The following is a 25,023-nucleotide window of genomic DNA, read 5'->3' as shown; positions in this document are numbered from 1 at the left end:
GAAATGGCGAAGCACTGCACAACTGCCGTGGCAACCCGGCAGACGCAAGGCCTCTGTGTCAAGACCACGTTTTTCAGCAGGAGCGACGCTCCTGGAGCCCAAAGATCGCGATCGAATCATCGCCAAGAGGCGCCTGGGTGGCCTGTCAGGGACGGCGCGGTCTGGCAAAAATTACACTGGAGTCAGACAGTAATTTGTCTTAGACAAAATTGCAAGAAACATCAAAATTCACAGGTCAATGAAAGAGAAGATGCGACATCGGAAATCAGAATGCGCTGCAGGGGCCATCAACATGCACGCTCGCGATTGCAGCCCCTCACCAAAAGGGCGTACCGACCAGGCATCCCCCTTTAAAAAGCGGACTGCTTCGTCCGGACTCTCAGAACCCTCTTCCTGATCCAAGTTTCTCGGGACGCACCCAACAGCGCGGCGACCTCGGCCCAAGAGGTATGAGAGGCGCCTGCGAACCAAGATGGGAAGTTCTATTTTTACATCTATGTCTATGACAATATTGTTCAGACTATCGCCTAGCTTGCAGAGCACGTCGATTGATACAGACCGACAGACACCGGATATCGGCTGAGCAGGATGAGAAATTGCCAAATCGATGGAGAACGGATGTATAGAGATCAGAAGTCGATCGATGGAGCTAGGGATGGGTTGAAGCGCCATGAACTCCAGCTGTACTTTTTCGCGCGGCCTGGGCAGATCCAGAGAGCCGTTTGTCTACAGCGATAAATCCATCGCATCTGCATTGCGAAGATGACCTATAACGACAGAGCGGAAGAAGAAAACCCGTTGATTGCGGGCAACTCTTCGAAAGCAGGCTTCGCAAAGAAATAGCCTTGAAACAAGTGCACTCCCATCGAACGCAAAGCGAGAAATTCGGCCTCGCTCTCGACCCCCTCAGCAATAATTTCGATACCCAGAACCTTGCAAACTCCAATAATTCCCTGAACAATTGCCTGACGCACGGGGCTACAATCAATATTACGCACCAAATCCATATCAAGCTTGATAATGTCTGGCTGAAACTCTGCAAGCAAATTCAGCCCTGAATATCCGGCTCCAAAATCATCGATTGCAGTCTTGAAACCACGTCTGCGATACTCATTCATAATTCGCTTCAAGTGCTCTTTGTCTACAATGCGTTCATTTTCTGTAATTTCGAAAATGATCTGGCGAGCCGGAAAGTGATGCTCGCGAGCAGCCTCCAGGGTTTTTCTAATACACGCTGAAGGCTCATATACTGCATTCGGCAGAAAATTGATGCTGACATGACTGGAGATACCCAAACGCGCAGCCAAGTCTATGGCTTTTACGCGACAGGCTTGGTCAAACTGATAGCGATTTTCATCGTTAACCTGACCAAGAATTTTTGCTGCTCCGCATCCGTCGGTGCCACGTACCAATGCCTCATAGGCAAATACGACATTGCTGTTCACATCGACAATTGGCTGAAAAGCCATACTGAATTCAAAGCTTAATGGCTCACGATCATGGCATTTCGAACAGGGCACAGATACTTTTTTATCAATTACTGGAAATATCGACATTGGTTTTCACTGGCTGGAATGCCAAATAGATAAGCATTAAATTCAACAGAACATCAAGACCAGCCACGGCTTAATCGATTGAAAGACAGAGTCAGACGCTGATTCATTCATATAGATCTGGTGAAGTACTGAGCACCACACATCAATGCCGATTGAACTGCTAAACAGTCTCTATCACCGCTGCTCGCGCAGCTTGGCACATATGAAGTCGTGTCGAAGCCGGTCCAGTTCGGATGGTCTTCGCAGAAACGTACGCCTTGTCACATTCCTCCGGGAAATCCTCCGCCATCCCAGCCAGACGGAACACACGGACCGCAGCAGCCATCTCGGCGGCTTGCTCCCTCAGTGCCTGGGCTGCTGCAGCACTCTGCTCGACCAATGCAGCATTTTTCTGGGTCGCTTGCTCCAGATGTGCGACGGCGTGACCCACTTGCGCAACCCCATGAGTCTGCTCCGCCGTCGCATCACTGATCGCTGCAATCAGTTCTGCGACTCGCTGCGCTTGGCTGACGATGTCGGTCATGGTCGACCCAGCCACATTGACCAACTGGGTCCCCTGCTCCACATTCATCACGCTGGTCTCGATCAAGGCCTTGATCTGGTGCGCGGCTTCGGCACTTCGCTGCGCCAAAGCGCGCACCTCGGCGGCCACAACGGCAAATCCTCGACCGTCTGCGCCCGCTCGGGCAGCTTCCACCGCAGCGTTCAATGCCAAGATATTGGTTTGAAAGGCAATGGAGTCGATGACACCAATGATGTCGGCAATGCGATGGCTACCGGCACTGATATCGTCCATCGTGTGCACCACCTGCAAGACGACCGCGCCACCTTTTTGTGCGGCCTCGCTGGCAGCTGCCGCAAGCAAGGCTGCTTGCCGCGCACTGTCGGCGTTGTGCTTGACCGATGCAGTCATCTCCTCCATCGAGGCTGCCGCCTGCTGGAGACTCCCGGCTTGCTCTTCGGTGCGACGGAGCAGACCATGATTGCCATCTGCAATTTCATTGGCACCCTGCGTCACGTTGTTCGACGCATGACGCACCTTGCGAACCACTTTTGCAAGGCTGGCCTGCATCGCCCCGAGCGAGAACAGGACGCTGTCAGGTCGAGCCTGCCCGACCCCCGCCAGGGACTGCAGATCCCCCTGCGCCACCTGACGAGCAATCTCAGCAAGCGCAGCGGGCTCCGCCCCCAACTGACGGACGATGCTGCGCCCCGCGCTCCATGCAATCGCGATACTGAGAAGAAGCGAGAGTATTAATGCAGTAAACATCACCCTCAGGAATCCACTGGCCTCATCGATGGCACTTTGATTCGTCCTCTGAATATGGCGCTCCTTGAAATCAATCAGCCGATTGATTGTCGCAAGCCATTCCACATACTGCGGTTTGGCTTGACCCCACAGCATACCGACTGCAGATGTGTCGCCTGCTCGAACTTTTCCGATGATGGCCTTTGTTGTTGCCACTGCCGGCACTTCAGCCTTTTTAATGTCATCATACAAAGGAAAAACCTCGGGACTCACCCCAGGCAATTGAAGCAATGAATTCAAAGATTCTGTAGATTTTTCATAGAAATTGGCCAAGGAATCGATATTTTCAATCTCTTTTTCACGCTCTGATTCCGTAGGGCTTAAAACCAGGTCCCTGACAGCGATGGCACGATCATGTGCAGACCCTCTGAAGTTGATTGCATTTCGCTGTACCTGAGAATAAATTTCCGAGTTCGCGCGCAAAGCAGTTTCAATATGATTGACTTTCACGACTGCGACGCCCGTGACAACCACAAGTAGAAAAACTATCAAGCCGAAACCGAGATATAGCCTTGCCGCAACCGGCAATCTTGAGAAAAACATAATTATCCCTGGGTGATTTTTATACTACTGCCTATGGAGAATTTTGCTGTGTTATCGACTTAAAAAATCTATCTTCATTTGAACCTCTTTAGAACAGCAGGATTTTCATCAAAATTAAGAACTGCCTTCGATCTGGACCTTGAAGCGAAAATTCAAGCACCGAATGTCTGGAAATCAGCCGAACAACAGACTGGGATTCACAACCCCAACGGAGGTGGCAGTCAACAAGGCTGAATGGTTGATGGGGGCTCCATCGACATGCTGGCAACATTCTTGTGGGCGCGGCTTGGCCATCACCCATGGACTACAAAGGATGCACAGACTTGTGCAGGAGGTGTCGTGATTGGCTTGGCAAGAGGAATTGAGTGCATAGAAACACTCTTTCCCCCAGAATCTAAGCTTCACACCCCCTAATGTACTAGACAAATTTACATTTGTCTTAGACAATTAACAAAAAGTTTCAGGCAACCGCTCTTGCTCTGCTGAACGCCTGTCCACTCTGCCTCCTATGAGTTCACCTGCACCTCAAAGTCCCCAAGCTGCCATCCCCATACTGGCCGTGGAGCACGAAACGGGTCTTTCCAAAGACACACTCCGAGTGTGGGAGAAACGCTATGGCTTCCCACGCCCCCTGCGTAACGCTGCCGATGATCGCCTCTACCCTCCTGAACAGGTTCGCCGCCTGAAGCTCATCAAAAGACTTATGGATGGAGGCTACAGACCGGGGAAGATTGCCGCCCTTGAAGAACAGCAACTTCAGGAGTTGCTCGGACACAAAATAAATTTGTCTACGACAAAAAAAGAGAGCGCTCAGTATCAGGAGAATATTGAGCCAATGCTAAACGCCATCGCCGCTCACGATGGTGAAGCCTTGCGTGAAGCGCTTCTCCATGCACAGATGCGACTGGGCTTGGGCCGGTTTGTTATCCAGGTGATCGCACCGCTCACCAGCGCAGTGGGTGAACTTTGGGCCACAGGACGGTTCGAGATCTTCGAGGAGCATCTGTATACTGAAGTGGTCAGCAACGTTCTGCGCACCTGTCTGAGCACCTTGGGTAATCCTCGCTTGAAGCAGAAGCCCAAAATACTGCTCACGACGATTCCTCAAGAGGCGCATGGATTGGGATTATTGATGGTCGAGTCACTGCTGGTGCAGGAAGGATGTCAGTGCGTGTCACTTGGCACTCAAACACCGATAAGCGACATCGTGCGCGCGGCGCAAGCACACAAGGTGGATGTCGTTGCACTGAGTTTTAGCAACCTCAACACACCGGCTTCCGTTCAGACCAGCCTGCGAACTCTCCGAAGCGAGTTACCCGTTGAAACCTCTGTGTGGGTTGGCGGCGCATGCGCCACCCTTTACCAGAAGTCATGGGAAGGAATAACCGCATTGAAAGAACTAAGTGGCATCCACGGCTTGGTTAGTCGGTGGCGCGAAACGCAGTTGTAACTGTCTGCATTGACCCAGCAGAACCTGCACAGGTCAGGCCGCTAATGCAAATGCCTCAGCGGGGGTTCTCATGTTCAGCGCCTGGTGCGGGCGCCGGTGGTTGTAGAAGTGGATCCAATCTCCAATCAGCCGGCTGGCATGCTGCAGCGATTCGAACCGGTGCCGATGCACACATTGCTCCTTGAGCGTACGAATCACCCGCTCGACCAAGCCATTCTGCTCGGGGCTGTGTGGCGTGATGAATTCCTGACACAGGCCATAGCTTCTGACCAGGGCCGTGAAGCTGCGGCTGGTGAAGACCAGCCCATTGTCCGAGCACAGTAGGAACGGAGCTGGCACGCGCCCGAGCGTCCTGAACCGTGCGATCAGCGCCTACTCCAGTGCTGACTCCGCCGTCTTGGATCTCCCGCTGCGCGACAGGTGCCAGCCCAGCAGTTCCCGGCTATGGCAATCGATCACCAGAGCCATCGTGGTCCAGCCATCACGCCCGGCCCAGACCCGGAACATATCCGTGGCCCAGCGCTCGTTGGGCGCCTTGGCCACCGAGGGCAGCGACTGGATCCGGGGCCTGAAGCCCACCGGGCGCTTGCGCACCTGCCAGCCCTTGAGCTGGAAGATGCGCTGCACCGTGTTCTTGTTGAACCCCAGCAGGTGCGCCACGGTTCGGTACCCGAAGGACGGGTTCTCCTCGATCATGGCCTTGATCGGGGCCACGAAGTGCTCCTGCAGCGTGGGTGCAGCCTTCACCGGCCGGTAGTACACGCTGCGCCGCAGCACCTCGAACCACCGGCACAGCTTGCTGATCGAGACGGTGATGCCGTCGGCCTGCAGTCCCTGGCGGATCGTCTCGATCACTTCTCGTCCTCGCCCAGCAGGGACTGCAATTTTTTTCTTGCGCGCAACTCCAGCATCGCCTCGCCGTAGGCCTCCTGCAACTCCTTCAGTTGGCGCTCGTACTGCTCGCGCACATCCTGCGGGTTGGCCTTCAGCGCATTCTCCATGCCCTTGCGGCCATCTTCCACCCAGCCCTCGATCTCCGACGGCGGCAGGTCATAGGTTCGACTGGCCTCCGACACGCTGGTCTTGCCCTGGATGATCTCCAGGATCAGTGCCGTCTTGCGCTTTGCGGTCCAGCGTTTGATCTCTTCTTCCATCAATGTGCTCATGGTGTCTTCCTCTCGACGGTAACACCTGAGCAGGTTTTCAGTGGGTCAATACACAAAAGCCATTAGGAGCAGCAATAGCCGAAGGCCTTAGAGGTTATTCAATCCTTTGGAAAAACGACAAGATATGCTTACAAATACTAATCAGTCATAATTTGAACTGATCAGTATTATCAATTTGTAAGAATGCTACGTGAACTGGATCTAGACCTAGTTCGATGGCCAGATGCAGTAGTTCGTAGCTTGTCGGATCAACCCTAGTTGGCCCTAACGTGAACGCGTGAGGCCCTTAACCCTTGCCAGATCGACCCCTATCAAAAAGGGCATTGACCATGACCCCCCTCGCATCAGCAGTGACGATGACAGCACTAGTGGCAGCCAGTGCAGCAGTGCATGCCCAGTCGGATTTCTACCGTCGGACCATGCCACCCAATGACTCAGAAGGTGGTGTCGCCGGCCTAGCAGTAATTGCAGGCCATAGATACCAGGGATCCGACGAATCCAGAATCCGGGTCCTACCAAGCATTGAGTACCAGTGGAGTAATGGCTTTTTTGCCGGAGTCATGAGCGGCGTTGGCTACAACGCTTCACGCAGATCTGAGATGTCTTATGGAGCGCGAATTACAGCGGACTTCGGACGCAAAGAGCGGCGCAGCTCAGTACTACGAGGACTGGGCGACATTGATCCTCGCCCAGAAATTGGTGCATTCTTCAACGCCAATCTCACAAGCAACTTGACGCTCAATTCAGCAGTCCGGTATGGCAGTGGGAACAACCGAAATGGTCTGCTCCTGGACCTGGGCGCCGGCTGGAACACTCGCATCAGCCAATCTCTACAGTTCTCAGCTACGGTCGCCACAACATGGAGCAACAATCGTTATGCCCAAGACTACTTCGGTATCACTAAAGAGCAGGCAGTAAATAGCGGTTATGCAGAGTTTGCTCCAGGATCCGGACTAAGAGATGTACGGCTTGGCACCTCCGTCATCTATCGCATGCATCCCAAGTGGAGCTTGGTCGGCTCACTGGTGTATTCGGAGTTGATTGGCGACGCACGCAACAGCCCAATCGTGCGTCAAAAGGGAAGCCTGTCCTCAGTAATTGCCTTGGGCTACAACTTCTAGCTAGGTAGAGATTAAATCCGAAATCCGTCTTTAACAATTTCCTACTCTCTATTTCTATCCAAGAAAATATTGCGTCATAGAAAATCTCGTGATCTATTGGCGTTATGCAAGTGCTGGCTTGATTTTTATGTCAACGCCGCGCTTGCTTAATTGATTTCACCAATCATTCTAGTACGCACTGCCTGAATAGGCGGACACTAACTCTATCTAGGAAAGCGAAGGGTAAATTGGGTGCCAGCGCTAGAGTTGTTAACAATGACTTCTCCACCATGCATATGCATAATTGAACGGACAATCGCGAGGCCCAGCCCGCCTGAATCATCGGGATGTGAACGGGAAGCATCGCAGCGGTAAAAGCGGTCAAATATGCGGGGGAGCTGTTCTTCTCCTATGGGTACCCCTTGATTAAGAACCTCAATATCTAGCCACTGCGCGGCCTGGGTATTGCAACTGAGGGTGATGACTGTACTTTCTTCACCATAGCGAATCGCGTTCGCCAACAGATTAGCCAATGCACGGCGGATCAAGCCGTTGTCAGCGAGCAGGTGGCCATGTGCTACTGTCTCAATGCGCATTCCCCGCTCTTGGGCCATTCCTTCAAAGTACCCCGCGAGCTGTTGCGATAATTTTTCCAAGTCCACGGACTCCAGATGCAACGTCGAGTCTTGCTTTTCTGCCCTAGCAAGAAAGAGCATGTTGTCGATCATACGCGCCAAACGCTCGTATTCCTCTTGCTGGGAATCCAGTAGCTGCTCATACTCGTCAAAGGTTCTGGACTCGCTCAATGCTAGTTGATTCTGAATCATGAGATTGTTAAGCGGCGTACGCATCTCATGGGCCAAGTCTTCTGAAAATTGAGAGAGCTTTGAATAACCTTCCTCTAGACGTGCCAGCATGGAGTTCAATGCCACCGTCAAGGCTTGCAGCTCTTGCGGTTGCTTTTGTGCATCCAGACGCAGTCCCAGATGCTGAGGGCTTACCGCTGCAGCTTGCTGACTCAAGCGGTGCAAGGGCAGAAGTCCACGGCGCACCACCTCCCAACCGACAGCGAACGCCAGAAGCACGCCTACCAGCCACGCCGCGCCCAGATTCCAGCGATAAGCCGCCATCATCTGCTCTCGTTCAGCCAGTAATTTGCTCGCGATGATAAAGACGTTTGAATCTCCGTTGCTCACCCGACTCCAGGCCATGCGAGCGGGGTTGCCCCCCGTGGTTGTGAACAGAGAAGTTGGTTTTAATTCTCCGATGAGAGGAGTCGGTAAGTTTTCCGGATTAACTTCAATTAATAAATCACCTGATTCACCAATAATCCACAAAGCATTGTCTCTATTGCCAAGCATATTAGAATAAAGCTTAGGCTGATTTTTCAAGTAATCAATATTTTTATTATCTCTTATAATATCCTCAATGCGTTCAATCCGCCCAAGCAAAGCGATGTCATCGCGGTAGGCAACCTCCCTTTGCAGGGCGTTGAAAACATAAAACCCCATCAAGGCGAACAAAACGGCACTTGCCAAGGCAAACAGCAAAGCAAGGCGTAGCCGAAGACTGGCATATCTGGGGTGTATCACGGCAGCGGGCCCTCAATACGGTAACCCATGCCACGCACGGTCTGGATGAGCTTGACGGCAAAACCATCATCGATCTTCGCCCGCAGGCGACGGATGGCCACATCCACGACATTCGTGTCGCTGTCGAAGTTCATGTCCCATACCTGAGAGGCGATCTGGCTGCGCGACATGACCTCCCCTTTGTGCTGCAGCAGCAACTGCAGCAGTGCGAACTCCTTGTTCGTCAGGTCAATGCGCTGGCCGCCACGTATAGCCCGGCGTTTGAGCATGTCTACCTCCAGGTCGGCCAGCTGGAATATATCTTGCTGACGCATAGGAGTTCTGCGTAATAGAGTACGCACTCGGGCCAAAAGCTCTGCGTAGGAAAAAGGTTTGATCAGATAGTCATCGGCACCTAGCTCAAGCCCTTTGACGCGATCCTCCACAGAATCTCGCGCGGTCAAAAAAAGCACAGGAACCTGACTTCGCTCGCGAAAACGTCGGATAAAACTCCAGCCATCAATACCTGGAAGCATGACATCGAGGATCAGCAAATCAAATTCACTGGACTGAGCGACAAATAGACCATCGACTCCATCGTTGGAAACCTCGACTTGATAGCCTGAGCTCGTGAGTCCCTTCTTTAGGTACTCCGCAGACTTTATTTCGTCTTCAATGATTAATATACGCATGGATTAATTATTTTCTTAGCTTTAGCATTTTTAAATCATAGCTTTAAATATCTGCAGCAACATTAAAAAAATGTAATGAGCGTGCAATCTTGGTGTTAAGAGAAACAGACAAAATTCAATCTATTCGCTAAACAACTCGAATACAGGATGAGAAAAAATGCTCTTGCCTTCTATTAAACCAGTTTCCGCTTTTCTTTTCATGGCTTCAGTCCATGCCTTTGCCGCTCAGCCCTCGCCACTGCATCAAAGCAATATGTCTCTCAATTTGGCAAATGCTTTGGTAGACGCAACGATGTCTGCATGCCACTCACAAGGCCGCTCTGCCGTTGCTGCGGTGATCGACCGTGGCGGCCATCTGCTTTCCTTGCAACGCGACGACAGTGTCGGCCCACATAACACCGACGCCGCGGTCAAGAAGGCATTCACCGCGCTTTCAACCAAGACGCTGTCACGCATTTTTGCGGAAAACGCGCGTAAGAACCCCGAGTCCAGCAATCTGAACACGATTGACAGTCTTCTGCTTATCGGCGGTGGAGTGCCCGTAAAAGTTGGCGACGAGGTCATCGGAGCCATCGGTGTAGGCGGAGCAGGTGGCTCCGTCATAGACGAAGGCTGTGCCTTGCAAGCCATCGACAAAGTGCTCGGAACCTCCAAGTGAATGCACGTACTAGTTTCTTTCTCTGATCCATTGACCTAACCCCTAGGAGCTTCCATGCAAAAAACCAAACTGCTTATCGCCGGCATGCTGTTGAATGCCGCCATCGCCACCTCCGCCCTGGCTGCCTCGAATCCTTTGAGTGTTCATGTTCTGAACCTACAAGACGGTCTGCCGTCGGCTGGTGTGAACGTGAAGCTGGAAAAAAAGATTGATAACAACTGGGTGCAAATCAGTGAAGGCGTCACCAATGCCCAAGGACGCATTCCCGCGCTCTACCCTTCGGAATCCATCATGGAAAAAGGCAGCTACCGCGTGACCTTCCAGACAGAGGAATGGTTCAACAAACACAAGACCTCAACGTTCTTTCCAGAAATCCCTGTGATCTTCAACGCCGACGGCTCGGTACCCCACTACCACATCCCTCTGCTGCTAAGCCCTTACGGTTTCTCTAGCTACCGAGGTAACTGATCCAAGCGCTGACTTCCTGCACTTAGATGTACGGTCCCAGGAAGTCATGGTGCATTCTTCAGCCTGGAACAGGAGAAAGCACTATGGCAATCCGCCTACATGGCAGCTTGAACGGCAGCATTCACGACGTTGTTTATAAAAATAAGGTTGTTCTGCGCTGCCTCATTGAGCGCACCAGCTCCTGCTGCCGCACCACCAGCGGCGCTGCCCGCACCAAAGGCTAGCAAGCCCGTCAGCGCGGCCGCTGTGCTTGGCTCGACCCCTTGCCCAACCAGATAGCCTGCGACATGCGGTGCAGCGACACTAGTAAGCCCTGCACCTGCCGCACCTGCCACTCCACCACCTAATCCGCCCAGTAGTACATGGCCACCAGCGCGGCATGCGCCATCCGGACCCCAGCAACGCGCCTCATCTTCATTTTTGGCATTGGCAAATCGGGTATTGGCATATTCACCCCATGACTTGGCCGCCTGCTTCCCAAACTCCGCCGTGATTGCCACCTGCGCATCGATGTCGCGCTGCACCTTGTTCTGATCAAATATCCGCTCGATCCCCGTGGCGTCCCCCGTGCGCACGCTCTGGTCGCCGGCAATGCCGGAGATACCCGCCGTGGTGGTGCCTTGGGCACTGCCGCTGTCCTGGCCTACGCCGGCTCCCACGCCCTTGACGCCGAACTTGCCCGCGTCGTTGCCCACGCTGGCATTGACCCCCACGGCCTGACCTTCGTAGCTAGCCTGGTTGTGCAGGTCGCTGGTGGTGAGTGCGCCTTCGGTATTGAAACGGTTCTTGCCCTGCTCCACCGCCGTCTGGTTGCTGGCGATGACAGCGCCCTTGAGGTCGGTGTTGCCCTTGACGCTGACCTGGAAGCCGCCGTCCCCTGCCTGTATGCCGCTTTGCTCGGTAACGCTTTGGTAGTGGCTGTTGACCTTGCTCTGGCCGGCATTCAATCCGCCGCCAATGGGCACGCCTGCGGGGCTGATGGTGAGGCTGCCGCCCGCCGACTGGTTGCGGCTGGCGTAGCTGCTGCTGTCCTGCAGGCTTTCGAGTTTGAGATCGCCACCGACATCGGCCACCACCTGCTTGCCGCTGACCACCGCCCCCTTGAGGTGGGTGTCGCCGCCAGACTGGAGGGTGACGCTGTTGCCTGCCGCTATATGGGTGTTGGTGTGGGTGAGATCGTCACCGGCCTGGTTGCCACGGCCTTTGCTGGCACTGACGGTAATGCCGGTTTGCGCTCCCACGCTTACGCCGATGCTGCCGGAGCTGGAGCTGCTGTTGCCGCTGAGGCTGGCCGTATTCTGTGCCGCCTGCAAACGGATATCGCCTTCTGCGGCCAAGGTGGCGTCCTGGCCGGCAGTGATATCCGAGCCGCGAACCAGGATGGAGCTGTCCGCCCCAGCCCCTTGGGCAACGATGTTGACATGGCCGCCGGCCTTGACGGTGCTGCCACGTGCGCCGTCGCTGGTTTGTGCCGTGTTGCTCTGGCTTTTGCTGGAGCCCAGGCTGACGGAGATGGAGGCGGCCTTGGAGGAGTCGCCACCGGCCAGCGCCTGGGCGGCACCTTGCAGTTCGCCCACGGAGTTCTTGACGTTCAACGCCGTCGCCGCTGCTGCCAGGGCCTGCATGCGGCCGCTGCTGGTGTTGCGGGCGGCATCCGCCATGTTGTCGGCTGTCTGTATGGCGCTGATGACGGGGCTGCCGATGCTGACGCTCAAGCCGCTTTGCTTGAAGCGTTGCTCGGTGGCGGAGCTGCCGATGCTGACGCTCAAGCCGCTTTGCTTGAAGCGTTGCTCGGTGGCGGAGCTGCCGGTTTCGCGGGCTTCGACGATCTGAACCTCTTTGGCCACGACGTTGACATCACCGCCCGGGGCCATGACATCGCTGCCGACCTGCTGGTAAGCACTGCCCGCAAGGATGTTGACATCGCCGCCCACGCTGCCAACCGTAGATGCAGCGGCCGTGGTGTGAGTGCCCGTCTGATCGGCACTTTGCATACGGCTGCCGATGGTGAAGCCGATGCCTCCGCCGCCGCCAAAGATGCCGCTCTTGGTTTCCTTGCGGTAGTGCTGTTCGCTGGAGGTTTCCTGGGCGGCGGCGATGGTGACGTCTCGGCCTGCCTGCAAGGTGGTCCCGGTGTCGGAGACGACATGGCTGCCGGTAACCGCGATATCACGGCCGGCGTTGATGGCAACCGTATCTCCGCCCAGATTGCTTCCAACCGCTGTGGTGCTGTGCAGTTGCTCCCGCGTGGTGACGGTCTTGCTGGAGAGAAAGCCTTTGTTGGTGTGCTGATGCGCCTCGTCCAGGCTTTGGCTGGCCTGGCCGGCACTGATCTGGATATCGTTGCCGGCGGACAGGCTCAAGGCCTTGCCTGCATCGATGGTGGCTGCCTTGGCATTGATATCCTGACCTGCGCTGAGGTTCACGCGGCCAGCGCCGGTGATCTGCGTGCCCACATCCAGCGTGCTCGACTGGCGCAAGTAGTTCTTGCTGTCCCAGTTGATATCCTGGCTGCTGCCGACCGCAACCGTGTTGAGGTTCAGGTTGTTGCCAGCGGTGAGCACGGTGGCACCGGTGCCTGCATTCTGTATCTGCGCAGCCGTAAGATTGAGGTTGTTGCCCGCACTGGCGACCAGCACGCCGGCCGGCCCGGATACATAGATGCCCGCGACACGATCGATCCCTGTCTGGGTAAAGCGGTTGCCGCCTGCCTTGTTGGCACTGCTTTGAGTGGTGGTTGTGAGGTTCAGGTCACGTCCTGCGGACACGGTGGCCGAGCCCACGCCTTTGATGATGCCTGCGAGGTTGTCAAAGTCCTGCCGGGCTGCAAGCTTGACGTCGTTGCCGGACATCTGGCCGCCCAGATTCTGGATGTTCTCGGCCGTGATGTTCAGGGTGTTGCGGCCCGCAATGCTGCCGCTGTTGATGGCATTGCCGGAGAGGATCAGATTCACATCCGAGGCTGCCAGCAAGGTGCCTGTGCCGTCCAGGTCGCCGGGCTTGACCCTTACATACACTTGCGGAACCAGAACGCTTTGCTTGCTGCCGTCAGCCAACGTCACTTCCTTGGTGACCAGCCAGACGATGTCGCTGGTCAGTTGCGCCACCTGTGCCGCGCTGAGCTCCACACCAGGGCGCAAGCCCTGGGCCTGGGCGAAGGTTGCGCCGTTTTGCAGCAAGTCTTTGTATTGCTCGTCGTTGCTGGTGTAGTTGCCCAGGAATCGGCGGCCCGTGAGCTGCCCGATTTGCTGCTGCACCAGTTGCTGCTCATAAAACCCGTCGCCCAGGCGCTTTTGAACGGTGCCGGGGTCCATCTGCAGAGCCTGGAGCATGTAGTCCGAAGACAGCCAGTTTCTATATTGCGTGAACTTGGGGTCTGTCTCCACCAGATAGCGGGAGCCTGCTTCAGGGTGCTGGCGATACAGGGAGGTCCCAGGTATCTGGGTGTTGGGCTGGGCGGTGCGAATATTGACCTGAGAGGACGCTGATTTGGCATTGGATGCATCCGCAGCCGTACTCTCGGGGGTTGCGGCTGCGCCGACCTTGGCAGAGGCCTGCGCTTGAGCGCTGCCCTCCTGCGCCGCCACACCCGCCACGGCATTGCTTGTGATCTGCCCCTGGGTCTGCGTTGCGGTGGTTGCACCAGCTGCCGGGCCTGCCTGCGTTCCCTGCACGGCTCCAGGAGCTATGGAATGATTGATGGCATCCACGGCGCCCGCAGCAGATGCCTGTGCCTGCACCGCTGAAATGGCGCTGGCTCCCGGCGCTGCGCCGGTCGAGGGGTTCGCAGCGTGCTCGGTGTATGTGTAGGAGGCCAGTGTTTGCGTCTTGATTGTGCCTACAGGTGCATAGTCCGAGCCGCTGTACTTGCGGTTTGGAGTGCTGGAGCCGCCCTTCCATGTGCTGTAGACATAGCCTTGATCGACGGATTTGACCTCTACGGCTGTAGCTCGGTTGTCGAGTGAGCCGCCCGTCGCATTGATCGTTCCACCGGCCAGGATGGTGCTGTCCTGATTCAGGAGCTTGCTGGATGGATTCGATCCACTCCATTGCAGATTTCCGCCTGCCACGATTTTTCCGGGGGAGGATTTCGTCACTTGCGCACTTTGCTCAGTGCGGCTGTAGTCGTAGAAGACAAACTCCCCAATCCAGCGGTTGCGAATATCTTGGTAGAAAGCATCCAGCTTCGCGTCCAAGGCGGCATCCGCTGCATTGCGGGCGTCCAGCAGGGGTTTGTAGGCGTTGTATTCGTCTACGTTTGCCTGAGTGATCTGGATATACTGGCCCCCGCTATCTGAGCTGTCGATGACGTGATAGCCCACTTTGCAGCTTTCCAGAGCAGCGCAGGGGTTGGTGCTGCTTAAAACAGGTGCAGGCCCGGTATAGGGCTGCACGTCAAAGTCGCTCCAGATTCGGTGGTCGGCTGCGTAGTGCGCGCCTTTGACGATTTCTCCGTCTCCCCAGGTCCCGCTCACGGTGCGGTCACCGCTGTACTGCATATAGCCCTGAACCCGCTGGCCGTTGTCATCGACATAGCTGGGGTTGTAGTAAGGAGCATATTTCGCGAACGGATATTGTTCGGAAGGCAACAGCAAGCCTTTGTAGTACTGATCGAAGGCTGTCGTTTCACCGGTAGTGAATGAGCAGGTTTCTCCGCCCATGCTGCAACGCCACTCATTGCCGCTGACCACGAAGCTGATGTCCTGCGGCCCAGAGCCTCCAACCTTGCCATTGGAGATCAGCAAAACGTCGCTGCCCTTGTAGCGCTGGCCGTTAGGTGCTTGAAATTCAACAATCTTTTGAGGCTGGCCGTCGACCAATGTCCACTGCAGATGCTCATTGGTATTGCGAACCTGGTCATGCCCCAGCACCATGCTGCCGGCAGACTCCAGCGTGGCGCTGTTGTTGTTGAGCGTCTGCCCTGCGCCAGTGGCATGCCAATTTGAATCGAGCGCCCCACCCGTGAAGAGATTTCCTGCGCTATAGATCAGTGCGTTTTCTCGGTTGGTGATGTTTTGAACACCCAGGTCCATGCGCTCCCGCGCAGCAATCGTGGCAGCCTGGTTGATGCCTGCAACCGTTTCTTCCTGGTTGGTCAGCGCGTTGGCTGCAATCGCTACCCGGTCACCATAGATGCGGCCGGTGCCAACGTTGTTGATATTGGCAGCCTGGATGCGGGTGTCGGCACCGTCGATCAGCCCGCGGTTGGTCAAGGTGTCGGAGATGGTGAGCTGCGTTGTCTGCCCGCTCAGCAGTTCACCCGTCGCCTGGTTGTCCAGGTTGCTGGCGTTGACGGTCAGGTTCTTTCCGGCTTGGACGGTGACCGGGTTTGTCAATGTGCCCGTGGCTTGCAGCTGCAGGTTGCCGCCAGCCTGCAAGGTGCCCCCCAGGGTATGGTCGCCTTGCAAATTCAGACTGACGTCACCGCGCGAGGCAATCTCTCCTGCGCCGTTCAGGCTGCCTGTGCGAATGTCCACATTCTGATCGGCAACGATTTGACCCGCGTTGTTGCTGATGTTCAGTGTGGGAGTGGCGGTCTGGTCGGCGGCAATCTTCAGCAGCTTGCCGGCGCTGAGCTCGCCACGATCATTGATCAGTTGGCCATCGCTCAGAATCGTCAAGTCCTGCCCTGCACGCACAGCCCCCTGGCTGTTGTCCAGCTTGGCAGCAGTCACGGAAATCGTGCTGGCTTCCAGGCCCAGCGCTTGTGCGCTCCCATCGCTGTTCAAAGCCCTGGTGTTCTGGTTATCGATACTTCCGGCCTGAACCGTCAGTGCCTGCCCTACCCGGATCAGCCCTGCCTGATTGGTCAGAGTGCCGCTTGCGAGGTTGATACCTGCTCCTTGCACCGCAAGAATCTGGCTGCCCGTATTGTCGATGCCTGTTGATTGCAGATTGAGATGTGCGCCGCTGTAAATCTGCGCCGCCTGCGCATTTTTCTCGGTGCTGTTGATCGCGCCGCTGCTCGTGATGTTCAGGTCGGTCCGGGCACTGATCAGACCGCCCTGGTTGCTCAACGTGCCACTGTGAATGTCCAGTTGTGCGCCGGCGACCAAGCCCAGAGAACCTGTGCTGCTGCGGCTTGCCTGGTTGCTCAGGGCTTGCTCGTGGGTGTCAATGCTGAGATTTCGACCTGCAGCCACCAGGCCTGCATCGTTGTCCATCTGACCGGTCGACAGGATGGCGTCTCGTCCCGACACGATCTTGCCTTGAGCGTTTTGCAGTTGATTGCCTGCACCGTCCAGTGTGAGACGAATATCGTTGTCTGCCTGGATCAGGCCTGCAGCGTTTTTGACGGCATTCGTTGTGGTGTGAAGATTGAGGTCGCCCTGAACTGCAACCAAGGTGCCCTGGGTGTTGTCCCAACCCGTGGCTGTTGCCGTCACGCTCTGCTGGCCTGCAACCATGCCGCCGGTGTTGTCGACATCCGCAGAGCTGGTGAGCGTGGTTGCCCCGTTGCCGATGATTTTGCCGCGTGCGTTGTGCAGTCCAGCCGTATCCACGCGAAGCTGGCCGGAGCCAGCATGACCGATCATCCCGTCCGTGTTGTCAAGCAGCCCACCGGAGACCAAGGCGAAGTCCTGCGCATTGGCAACAATGCGTCCCGCGCTATTGTTGATGGCACCGGCACTGTGAATGCCTGCAACGGGGTTGGCGGCTCCCGAAGCCGCATCCGTCTGCTGGATGACACCTTCGGTATTGTTTATCTCGCCGACATCGATGCTGAGCTGCCCACCACTGATTTGCGCCTTGGAGCTGTCGAGTTTTTGTCCGGCGGTGGCGGAGATGCTCAGCAATCCGGGTGTGCTGATCGTGGCCTGAGCGGCGTGAATGTCTCCCGTCGTCGCGCTCAGCGTCACGTCTGCACCCGTGCTTCCGGTGGTGCTGCCTTGAAGATCGAGGCTGGCGGCTTTCAGGTTCAATGCGCCTGTCGCCAGTGCCTGCCCATTGGTTTGCAGGCTGCCGGAGGTCACTGCCGTTAACGCGCCGCTGCCCGTCAGCTGTCCATTGGCGGCCATGCCGGCTGCCAGAACATTGGCCGCACCGCCAGCAAAGCTGTCTGCAGTGAGCGACAGATTTTTGGCCGCAGCAATGGTGCCTTGATTGCTGAGCGCACCGGCCACATCCAAGCTCTGTTCACCAGCTGCGTACAGCGTTGCGCTGTTGTTCAGGCTGGTGGCAGTGGTTTTGAGATCCTTGGCAGCATAGAGGTTGCTGCTGTTGGTGATGGCTTGGGCATTGACCGTGAGGCTGCCGCCTTGGCTTTGAATGCCTGTGGCATTTCCTGAAGCGGCTGTACGGGTGTTGCCCAGGTCTGCGCTTGTCAGTTGCAGGTCGCCATTGGAGGAGATCAGTCCGTCGCTGTTGGTGACATTGCCGCTGCTGGCCAAAGACAGGGTTCCGTTGCCAACGATCTGGCCGCGCGTGTTGTCAAGGCTGGATGTCTGCAATGCGCCGTGCCCTGAGCCGGCATGACTGATCAGCCCGTCTGTATTGTCCAGCGCGCCGGATTGAAGCTTCAGATTTGCAGCGTTGACAACAATGCGTCCGGCGTTGTTGTTCAATGCGCCGCCCCCCAGATTGATATCCAGATCAGCGCCGCCAGACTGCTCAATGCTTCCTTGATGGTTGTTTAACTGCCCAACCTGAACTTGCAATTGCTGGCCAGCCAGACGACCTCCGGTGTTGTCCAGCGTTTGGCCTGAAACCGTGCTGGCGGTAATCGACAGCTTGCCTGGTGTGCTGACTTGTGAGCCCGCAGTGACAATGTTGCCCTGGGCGGCACTCAGATTCACATCTGCACTGGCACTGCCTACCGTTGCACTTCGCAGATCCAGGCTGCCGCCGCCGAGGTTGACGTTGTTGGCAGCCAATGCCTGGCCGGCTGTTTGCAATCCAGCCGAAGTGGTGAGGTTCAGAGTCCCAGGATTGACGAGTTTTCCATCGGCAGCCATGCCTGCTGCCAGCACATTGCTGCCAGTGCCTGCAAAAGTGGCGGCTGTCACGTTCAGGTCCTGGGCTGCAGCAATGGTGCCGCTGTTCGTGATTGCACCGCTCGCGTTCAGCGTCTGCGCAGCACCTGCATAGATGGTGCCGCCATTGCTCAGGCTTGAAGTTGCCGCAATCAGGTTTTTGGCGGCCTGGATGTTCCCGCTGTTATCGAGTTGCTGAACGTTTAGATGAACATCACCCGTCTGGCTTTGAATGCCTTTGGCGGTGCTTGCCGCAGGGGTGGCACCGTTGGTCAATTGAGCACTGGTAATGTCGAGTTGGTCGACCGCAGAGATCAATCCATCGGTGTTGTCGAGCTTGCCCGCGTTGATGCTGAGCTGCGTTGCACTGATCTGTCCGAGGGTGTTGTCCAGGCGCTGGCTGCTCGAGCCGTCGGCTCGGATGGCCAAAAGGCCTGCGCTGCTGATGCGGGCGCCACCCGTCTGGATGTCGCCGCTTTGAGCCGTCAGGCTCATATTGCCTGCGGTGCTCGCCGCGCTGCCCTGCCTGAGGTCCAGACTTGCGGCATCGAGGCTGACATTGCCTGCTGCCAGAATTTGTCCGGCGCTTTGCAGATTTTGTGATGCAGTTGCAGTCAGGACACCCGCTCCGGCAAGCTTGCCATCAGCAGCCATGCCCGCAGCCAGGACATGGGTGGCTGCGCCATTGAAACTCCCGGTTTGCACCGTCAGGTTCTGGGCTGCGCCAATTGTTCCGGTGCTGGTCATGCTGCCATCAACGGTCAGTGCCTGGCTGCCTGCCGAATACATGACTCCGCTGTTGTTCAGGGTCGAGGCATGTGTCTCAAGTGCCTGCGCCGCATGGACACCGCCGCTGTTGCTCAAGGCCTGGGCTTGTGCATGCAGGGAGCCATTGCTCACAATACGTGCACCATCCGCGACAGCCGGTTGGCTGCTACTTTGGGTGTTGTTGAGCAATTGGCCTTGGCTACTCAACTTGAAGCTTCCTCCACCGGCATGCAGCAACTGGCCTGCCGTGTTATCGATGTTCCCGGCAGTAATATCCAGCTTACCCGCTGCGGTTTGAATCACGCCAGCTCTGTTGTCCAGACTCCCCTGCAAGGCGATTGTCTGGTCGCTGCTGCCGCTTTGGATGATCTGTCCGCCGGCATTGCTCAGAGCGTTGGCTTGAACACTGAGGGTGGATGCCTGTACTCGCGCACTATCTGTCGTGAGTGTCCGGCCCGTTTGCAGATCCATTTTCTCGGTTGCCAGCAACTGACTGCCTTTGGCTTGCAAGTCACCTGTTGTGGCTTGCAGTTGCAAGGTTTTAGCCTGCTGACGAGACGATGACAGGTCAAGGCTTGCACCTTGCATCTGCACATTGCGGGTGGCCAGCGCCTGGCCTGACGTCTGCAGTTGTGCATCTGCATGCACGCTCAGATTTCTATCCCCGAGCAACTGTCCATCCGTTTGCAGGCCAGCCGCCCAGACTGTTGCATCTCGGGCTTGAATCTGCGCCCCAGCCCCTGCAGCCTGAATAGAGACATCACCCAAGGCAGCCACTGTGCCACTGTGTGTCTGGCTCGCCTGCGAACTCAATTGGACATTGCCGCCGCCATAGATGGCACCGCTTTGCTCTACCGCACCACGGGTGTTCACGACAACATCGGCGCTGCTGGATTGAATGGAGCCGCTGTTGTTGAGCCAGCCTTCACTGTTCAAGGTGAGGCTTGCACCACTGGCTTGGAGCAGGCCAGCGTTTCGAACACCCAAGCCAGACTCGGTGCCGACGATAAAGATCTTGCCCGCATACATGCCGCCCAATTGAGCCACGTCCAGGGCGAACTGAGGTTTCGCAGGCTCTGCGCCTGTCGCACCGGGGTTGCTTTGCTGGACATTGCCATCGGTGGCAATCTGGTTGACGCCTGTGACCAGACGCAAATCCTGGGCCCACAGCCCGGCGTTCAGCGAGATGGCTCTTGCAAGGATGTTGGCGTAATCTGCCTTGGTGGCATCAAGCCCATTGCCCTGGATGCTGATGAGACCGCCTTGCACATTCAAGCTGTCAACAGCTCCATTGGCTCCGTACAGTGGCCTGCCCGTCGTCAAGGTCACGCCTGCAGCATTGATGAAGGACAGGCCATCGACCACCAGACCCGAAGGGTTGGCAATGATGACGTCCGCTCGCTGGCCTGCGACTTCCAGCGGCCCCATCAAGCGCGTTTGCGCCGCTGAGTTGACTTCATTGACAATGACTCTGGCGCCGCCATTGGCAAGCCATGGATTGCCTTGCACCCAGCCACCAATCTGGGTTTGCACATTGGTGCGGCTGTTGTTGAGGATGGCGCCCTTGTGCCCGATGTCGAACTGCTGATAGGTGTTGCGGCTGACGCCACCTGCAGAAGGGGTCTGGATGTTGACCGTGGGCGTGCCGTTGGCTGATTCCAGAACCGTGGGGCGCTGGCGATTGGGGGCCGAGGGGTCAGCAATGATTTGCGCAAAACCGGCAGGAACCCCCAGTGCCAAGGCCAGCACGCCTGCTGTCCTGGCTGCAGCGGAGAGCGGGAAATCGCTCAGGAAGGACTTGGCAGTGCGCAATCTGCCCGCCGACAAGTCACCTGAATCAGCGGCTCCTGTCTGTGTGCTGCCATTGCTGGCCTTGCCTTCGCTGGAAGCTGTTTCCTGCACCACCATCCGGATGCCACGCGCTTTGTTGAAGATAACGCGATGAAGATTCTTGTTCATGACGATGCCTCAGAAACTGTAGGCCAGGCTCAGAGCCAGGTTGGTGTGGGAGGTTCGGAAGTGCTCCGGCTTTTTGACAGGCGTTGCCACAAAGACTTCATAGGAGAGGTTGCGCCAGGCCCCGCGCAGGCCGATGGCCGCGCCGGTCAATGACTGGCCCACCAGGTACTTCGCAGAAGGCCCGCTGACATGGCCGGTGTCCAGGCCCACAAAGGCCTCGGCATTGCCCGCAGCGCCCAGATTCAATGGGGTGCTGAGTTCGTTGCGCCAGTACCAGCCCCGCTCTGCCAGCAAGGTGCTTTCTCCATCGAAGCCCCGTACGGTGTAACGACCACCAATGCCGATGCGGTCTTGTGGCGTCAGCGGGGTCTTGTTCCACTGGCCATGCCAGTTGCTGCTGAATCTGAGTTTGGTGCCGCCCAGCTCGAAGGGCTTGGACAATGCCAGATCGGCGATGAAGAGCTTCATGCGCGAAGTGCCTTCACCAAAGGGCTCCTCTGGCGCGCGCAAGGCCGCAAAAGCGCCTGTGCCTCGCTTGTAGGCCAGGTTGGCATCCAGGATGGCATTGCCCAGATAGCTGCGCTGATTAAGGCTCAGCTCAAAGCCCGAGGTGCGCCTGCGCTGGACATCGATTTCCACATCGTCGATGTAGTTGTTGGAGGTCCGCTGGAATGCCTTGATGCCAACCGTTGTCTTCGAGGAGGCATTGCGAAACACTACGCGGCTTAGCTTGAGATCCAGGTTGCTGGATTCGCCGCTGTAGGTGTAGTTTTGATAGGCACCGGCCACGCCTTGGTGGTACTTGTTATAGGAGCCGGACAGGGCTGCCAGCCAGTACCCAAAAGGCACGGAATACTGCGCTGCACGGGTCTCAGTGCCACGGTTGCCACCATTGCCCATACCCCCGCCGAAGCTGAAATACATCAGATCATTCAGGCCCAGCGGGTTGTCCCAGGACACGGTACCCGTGCCTTGGACTTTGCCGGTGGATTTGGTGCCGCCATTATCCAAGGCGACGTTAAAGCGCAGCGGGTTTATTTTTGGTTCATCGAGGAATTTCGTGGAGATAAGCCCATTCGTTTTGTAATCTGATGGCAACGACACTGACATCGGAGAACAAATCAAATGCTGGACTCGAAGTTATTGCAGGCTCTTGGCGGCTGGGAGGGCTACGTGGTTGAACGTGTGCAGTGGCCCCAGGGCGATAGCCGCACCGTGTCGATTTATCTGAAGCCGCAGGCCAGCGTCATGCATTGCGAGCGCTGCGGTGCGCAGTGCTGCCAAGTCCATGAGACCACGACATGGCGCGTGCGCGATCTGGTACTGTTCGAGTACAGGGTGGTGCTGCATGTGCCGCGTCGGCGTCTGTGGTGCGATAGCTGTGGTGGCCCGCACCTGGAGAAGCTCAGCTGGCTCGTTCGCTACCAGCGCGTCACAGACCGTCTGGCGCAGGCGTGCAGCCAGTTGCTTCGCAGCAGCAGCATCAAGGCGGTAGCGGCCTTCTTCGATCTGGGCTGGCACACCGTCAAGTCCATCGACAAAGCCTTGCTGCTGGCCAACACTGCGCAGCCGCAATGGGATCAGATCGAGTACCTGGCGATGGACGAGTTTGCGCTGCACAAGGGCCATCGCTACGCCACAGTCGTCGTCGACCCCATCAGCCGGCAGGTGCTGTGGGTGGGGCAAGGGCGCTCACGCGAGACGGCCCGCCAGTTCTTCGAGCAGTTGCCCGCTGGCGTTGCCCAGCGCATTCGCGCAGTTGCTATCGACATGACTACGGCTTACGAGCTGGAGATTAAGGCACACTGCCCTAACGCCGAGATCGTCTATGACCTGTTCCATGTCGTGGCCAAGTATGGCCGGGAGGTTATCGACCGAGTGCGTGTCGATCAGGCCAACCTGCTGCGCCAACAGCCCTCAGCACGTAAGGTGCTCAAATCCAGCCGCTGGCTGCTGCTGCGCAATCGCAACAAGCTGCAGCCTCAACAAGCAGTGCAACTCAAGGAACTGCTGGCGGCCAATCAACCATTGATGACGGTATACGTCTTGCGCGACGAGCTCAAACAGTTGTGGTTCTACCGTCGTGCGACTTGGGCGCATCGCGCCTGGCGGCACTGGTGTGATCAAGCCCATCAAAGCGGCATTGCCGCACTGAGCACCTTCGCTCAGCGCTTGCAAAGCTACCTGCACGGGATCATCGCCCGATGCAGGCATCCGTTGAACACAAGTGTTGTGGAGGGCATCAACAACACCATCAAGGTCATCAAGCGCCGGGCCTATGGCTACCGCGATCAGGACTACTTCTTTCTGAAGATTCGGGCAGCATTCCCCGGTAATGCGCGATGAACCTTATTTTTTGATAAGTAATCATCAAATCACTTTGACCGGGCTCGACATCGGGGCCTTCGGCGGGAGTGATTTGAATATCGGCATCTGCCGTTGGAACACGCTTGAGGTTTTCCAAACCTTGCTCAATATCACGCAGTTGCAGCAGCTCGCCAGGTTTGGACGGCAGCGCTGCAATAAGCGAGGTGTCTCCCGTGCTGTCCGGGGTAAATCGGATGGACTTGAGAACGCCGGGAATAAAAGCAACGGTCAGCACACCGCCCTGAAGGTTCTGCGGCACCACCATGACCCGGGAGGTCACGTAGCCATGCTCAAGCACTGCCTGCTGCAGCCGGGCCAATATGACCTCGACACCTTTCGCCCCAACGCAAGGCCTGGCACTCAGATCAATACCCGCTGCCGCCTTGAGCCACGGGACTTGATCGAGTTTTTCTCCTGTCAATTCAAGGGTGTGCAGCGCAAAGCAGGGAGTCTCGCTCTTGGGCATCTCCAGCTCGATTACCTTGGTGCGCGGCTGCAAGGTATCTGCATTGGGCGCCATGCGCTCACGCAGCTCCCGTTCACGCTCTTGCTGTCGTTGCAACTGCTGCTGCTCAATGGCAGCACCGGATAGCTGCGCCAAAGCAGGAGCTGCAAAGCTTAGTACGGCAGCAAATAGTGCCGTCAATTGAAAACGCTTGCCAGGCGCTGCCTCCCTCATAAAAGACCTACTTATTTTTTGTGTCATCATTTTCCGCATGCAAACCGCCACGTTTATGGCTGCTGGCGATCATACAAAAGTTACAAAAGCAGAATATTTAACGCATAACAAATTTTCTGCAGTGAATTAGCTCCAATGCAGTAGAAATAGCTTTCACTGCTTTGCGCGACCCGGCCATGTGTGAAATCTCATTTGCCCCGTAATTTTTTGGGTTGATCGAGAAGTAGAATCGCCAGCGGCGAAATATGGATTTCTCCACCTGCCGCCAAACGCCTTGAAAACCAGGGATCCGGACTGAGGCACTCGGCGGCCTCGATGTCATGCAAGTCAATGCACTCTTGCACGGATATGAAAATGGGATATCAATCGCCCCCGGCTATCAAGGCAAGACAAAATCAGAAGGCGCTCTGGGCGATCACCGACGAAATATGGTGATGGGCCCAAGAAAGCATCAGACGACGGACAACATGCTAATCAAAGCAGTCAGTGATGGGGATAAGAAAATTCTTATTTTTCGGGGCCGAAAACTCAGCGATATGGTTCATACGCTACGAAAAACTGCATGCCAGGTTCGACGCGTTCGCGCTTATCGTCCTGATCTGCAAGCATCTCGATAATTCCAGCGGGACAAGAAGCACCCCCCAAAGAACGATGACAGCGGGTTTGACGTCATGGGCACATTTACGCTGTCTCTTCGCATCATCCAGGCTGATGCACTGCAGTCAAAGTGAGTTCGGAAAATTGCTTTTTTGAAGATTGCCCGG

General features: G+C 56.4%; 15 protein-coding genes. 5 read left to right on the top strand and 10 right to left on the bottom strand.

All coding sequences use genetic code 11. The features are described 5' to 3' along the window. Positions 1-767: 767 nt before the first annotated feature. Together QYQ99_RS25025 and QYQ99_RS25020 are read right to left on the bottom strand one after the other, a co-directional pair. Complete coding sequence (locus QYQ99_RS25025) at positions 768-1,556, bottom strand: EAL domain-containing protein (RefSeq protein WP_302090486.1); 789 nt, start codon at positions 1,554-1,556, stop codon at positions 768-770. A gap of 160 nt (positions 1,557-1,716) precedes the next feature. Then, complete coding sequence (locus QYQ99_RS25020) at positions 1,717-3,315, bottom strand: methyl-accepting chemotaxis protein (protein WP_302090485.1); 1,599 nt, start codon at positions 3,313-3,315, stop codon at positions 1,717-1,719. A gap of 601 nt (positions 3,316-3,916) precedes the next feature. Here QYQ99_RS25020 and QYQ99_RS25015 point away from each other — a divergent pair. After that, entirely contained in the window at positions 3,917-4,858 is a 942-nt protein-coding gene (locus tag QYQ99_RS25015) for a MerR family transcriptional regulator (protein ID WP_302090484.1), read from the top strand. Between the two features lie 33 nt (positions 4,859-4,891). On the opposite strand, the gene QYQ99_RS25010 is transcribed toward QYQ99_RS25015, so the two are convergent. From QYQ99_RS25010 to QYQ99_RS25000, 3 genes are read right to left on the bottom strand one after another with little or no spacing between them, the layout of a single operon-like run. After that, positions 4,892-5,197 carry an integrase core domain-containing protein gene (locus QYQ99_RS25010; RefSeq protein ID WP_302090483.1) on the bottom strand — a complete coding sequence of 102 codons (306 nt, stop codon included), beginning with the start codon at positions 5,195-5,197 and terminating at the stop codon, positions 4,892-4,894. Between the two features lie 33 nt (positions 5,198-5,230). Continuing rightward, positions 5,231-5,713: a DDE-type integrase/transposase/recombinase gene (locus QYQ99_RS25005; protein WP_302090482.1), complete on the bottom strand. Its 483-nt coding sequence runs from the start codon at positions 5,711-5,713 to the stop codon at positions 5,231-5,233. Next, entirely contained in the window at positions 5,710-6,024 is a 315-nt protein-coding gene (locus QYQ99_RS25000) for a DUF1153 domain-containing protein (RefSeq protein WP_043373207.1), read from the bottom strand. Before QYQ99_RS25000 ends, QYQ99_RS25005 begins: the two co-directional genes overlap by 4 nt. A gap of 329 nt (positions 6,025-6,353) precedes the next feature. On the opposite strand from QYQ99_RS25000, the gene QYQ99_RS24995 reads away from it, so the two are divergent. Continuing rightward, positions 6,354-7,145: a MipA/OmpV family protein gene (locus QYQ99_RS24995; RefSeq protein ID WP_302090481.1), complete on the top strand. Its 792-nt coding sequence runs from the start codon at positions 6,354-6,356 to the stop codon at positions 7,143-7,145. A gap of 203 nt (positions 7,146-7,348) precedes the next feature. Here the strand turns inward: QYQ99_RS24995 and QYQ99_RS24990 are convergent, their stop codons facing one another. Both QYQ99_RS24990 and QYQ99_RS24985 read right to left on the bottom strand, forming a co-directional pair. Then, positions 7,349-8,674, bottom strand: coding sequence for a heavy metal sensor histidine kinase (locus QYQ99_RS24990; protein ID WP_302090480.1), 1,326 nt, complete (start codon positions 8,672-8,674; stop codon positions 7,349-7,351). Positions 8,675-8,712: 38 nt separating this feature from the next. Continuing rightward, positions 8,713-9,387: a heavy metal response regulator transcription factor gene (locus tag QYQ99_RS24985; RefSeq protein ID WP_003055669.1), complete on the bottom strand. Its 675-nt coding sequence runs from the start codon at positions 9,385-9,387 to the stop codon at positions 8,713-8,715. Positions 9,388-9,544: 157 nt separating this feature from the next. Here QYQ99_RS24985 and QYQ99_RS24980 point away from each other — a divergent pair, with 157 nt between their 5' ends. Both QYQ99_RS24980 and uraH read left to right on the top strand, forming a co-directional pair. Continuing rightward, complete coding sequence (locus tag QYQ99_RS24980; protein ID WP_302090479.1) at positions 9,545-10,045, top strand: GlcG/HbpS family heme-binding protein; 501 nt, start codon at positions 9,545-9,547, stop codon at positions 10,043-10,045. 54 nt (positions 10,046-10,099) lie between these two features. After that, entirely contained in the window at positions 10,100-10,513 is a 414-nt protein-coding gene (uraH, locus tag QYQ99_RS24975; RefSeq protein WP_003055671.1) for a hydroxyisourate hydrolase, read from the top strand. Positions 10,514-10,608: 95 nt separating this feature from the next. Here uraH and QYQ99_RS24970 read toward each other — a convergent pair whose 3' ends face one another. Continuing rightward, positions 10,609-21,213: a hemagglutinin repeat-containing protein gene (locus QYQ99_RS24970; RefSeq protein ID WP_302090478.1), complete on the bottom strand. Its 10,605-nt coding sequence runs from the start codon at positions 21,211-21,213 to the stop codon at positions 10,609-10,611. A 9-nt stretch (positions 21,214-21,222) separates the two neighbouring features. After that, the gene (locus QYQ99_RS24965) at positions 21,223-22,323 is read right to left on the bottom strand and encodes a ShlB/FhaC/HecB family hemolysin secretion/activation protein (RefSeq protein ID WP_302090477.1); all 1,101 of its coding nucleotides are present in this window, start codon (positions 22,321-22,323) and stop codon (positions 21,223-21,225) included. 15 nt (positions 22,324-22,338) lie between these two features. Here QYQ99_RS24965 and QYQ99_RS24960 point away from each other — a divergent pair, with 15 nt between their 5' ends. Further along, positions 22,339-23,559, top strand: coding sequence for an ISL3 family transposase (locus QYQ99_RS24960; protein ID WP_302090476.1), 1,221 nt, complete (start codon positions 22,339-22,341; stop codon positions 23,557-23,559). On the opposite strand, the gene QYQ99_RS24955 is transcribed toward QYQ99_RS24960, so the two are convergent. Continuing rightward, positions 23,477-24,289, bottom strand: a complete 813-nt coding sequence (locus QYQ99_RS24955) for a POTRA domain-containing protein (RefSeq protein ID WP_302090475.1) — start codon at positions 24,287-24,289, stop codon at positions 23,477-23,479. The genes QYQ99_RS24960 and QYQ99_RS24955 overlap by 83 nt on opposite strands. Between the last annotated feature and the right edge of the window lie 734 nt (positions 24,290-25,023).

It is taken from the genome of Comamonas testosteroni (assembly GCF_030505195.1).
Lineage (GTDB): Bacteria > Pseudomonadota > Gammaproteobacteria > Burkholderiales > Burkholderiaceae_C > Comamonas > Comamonas testosteroni_G.
Note: the sequence above shows the minus strand (reverse complement) of the source record. Positions and strands in the feature narration are given on the sequence as shown.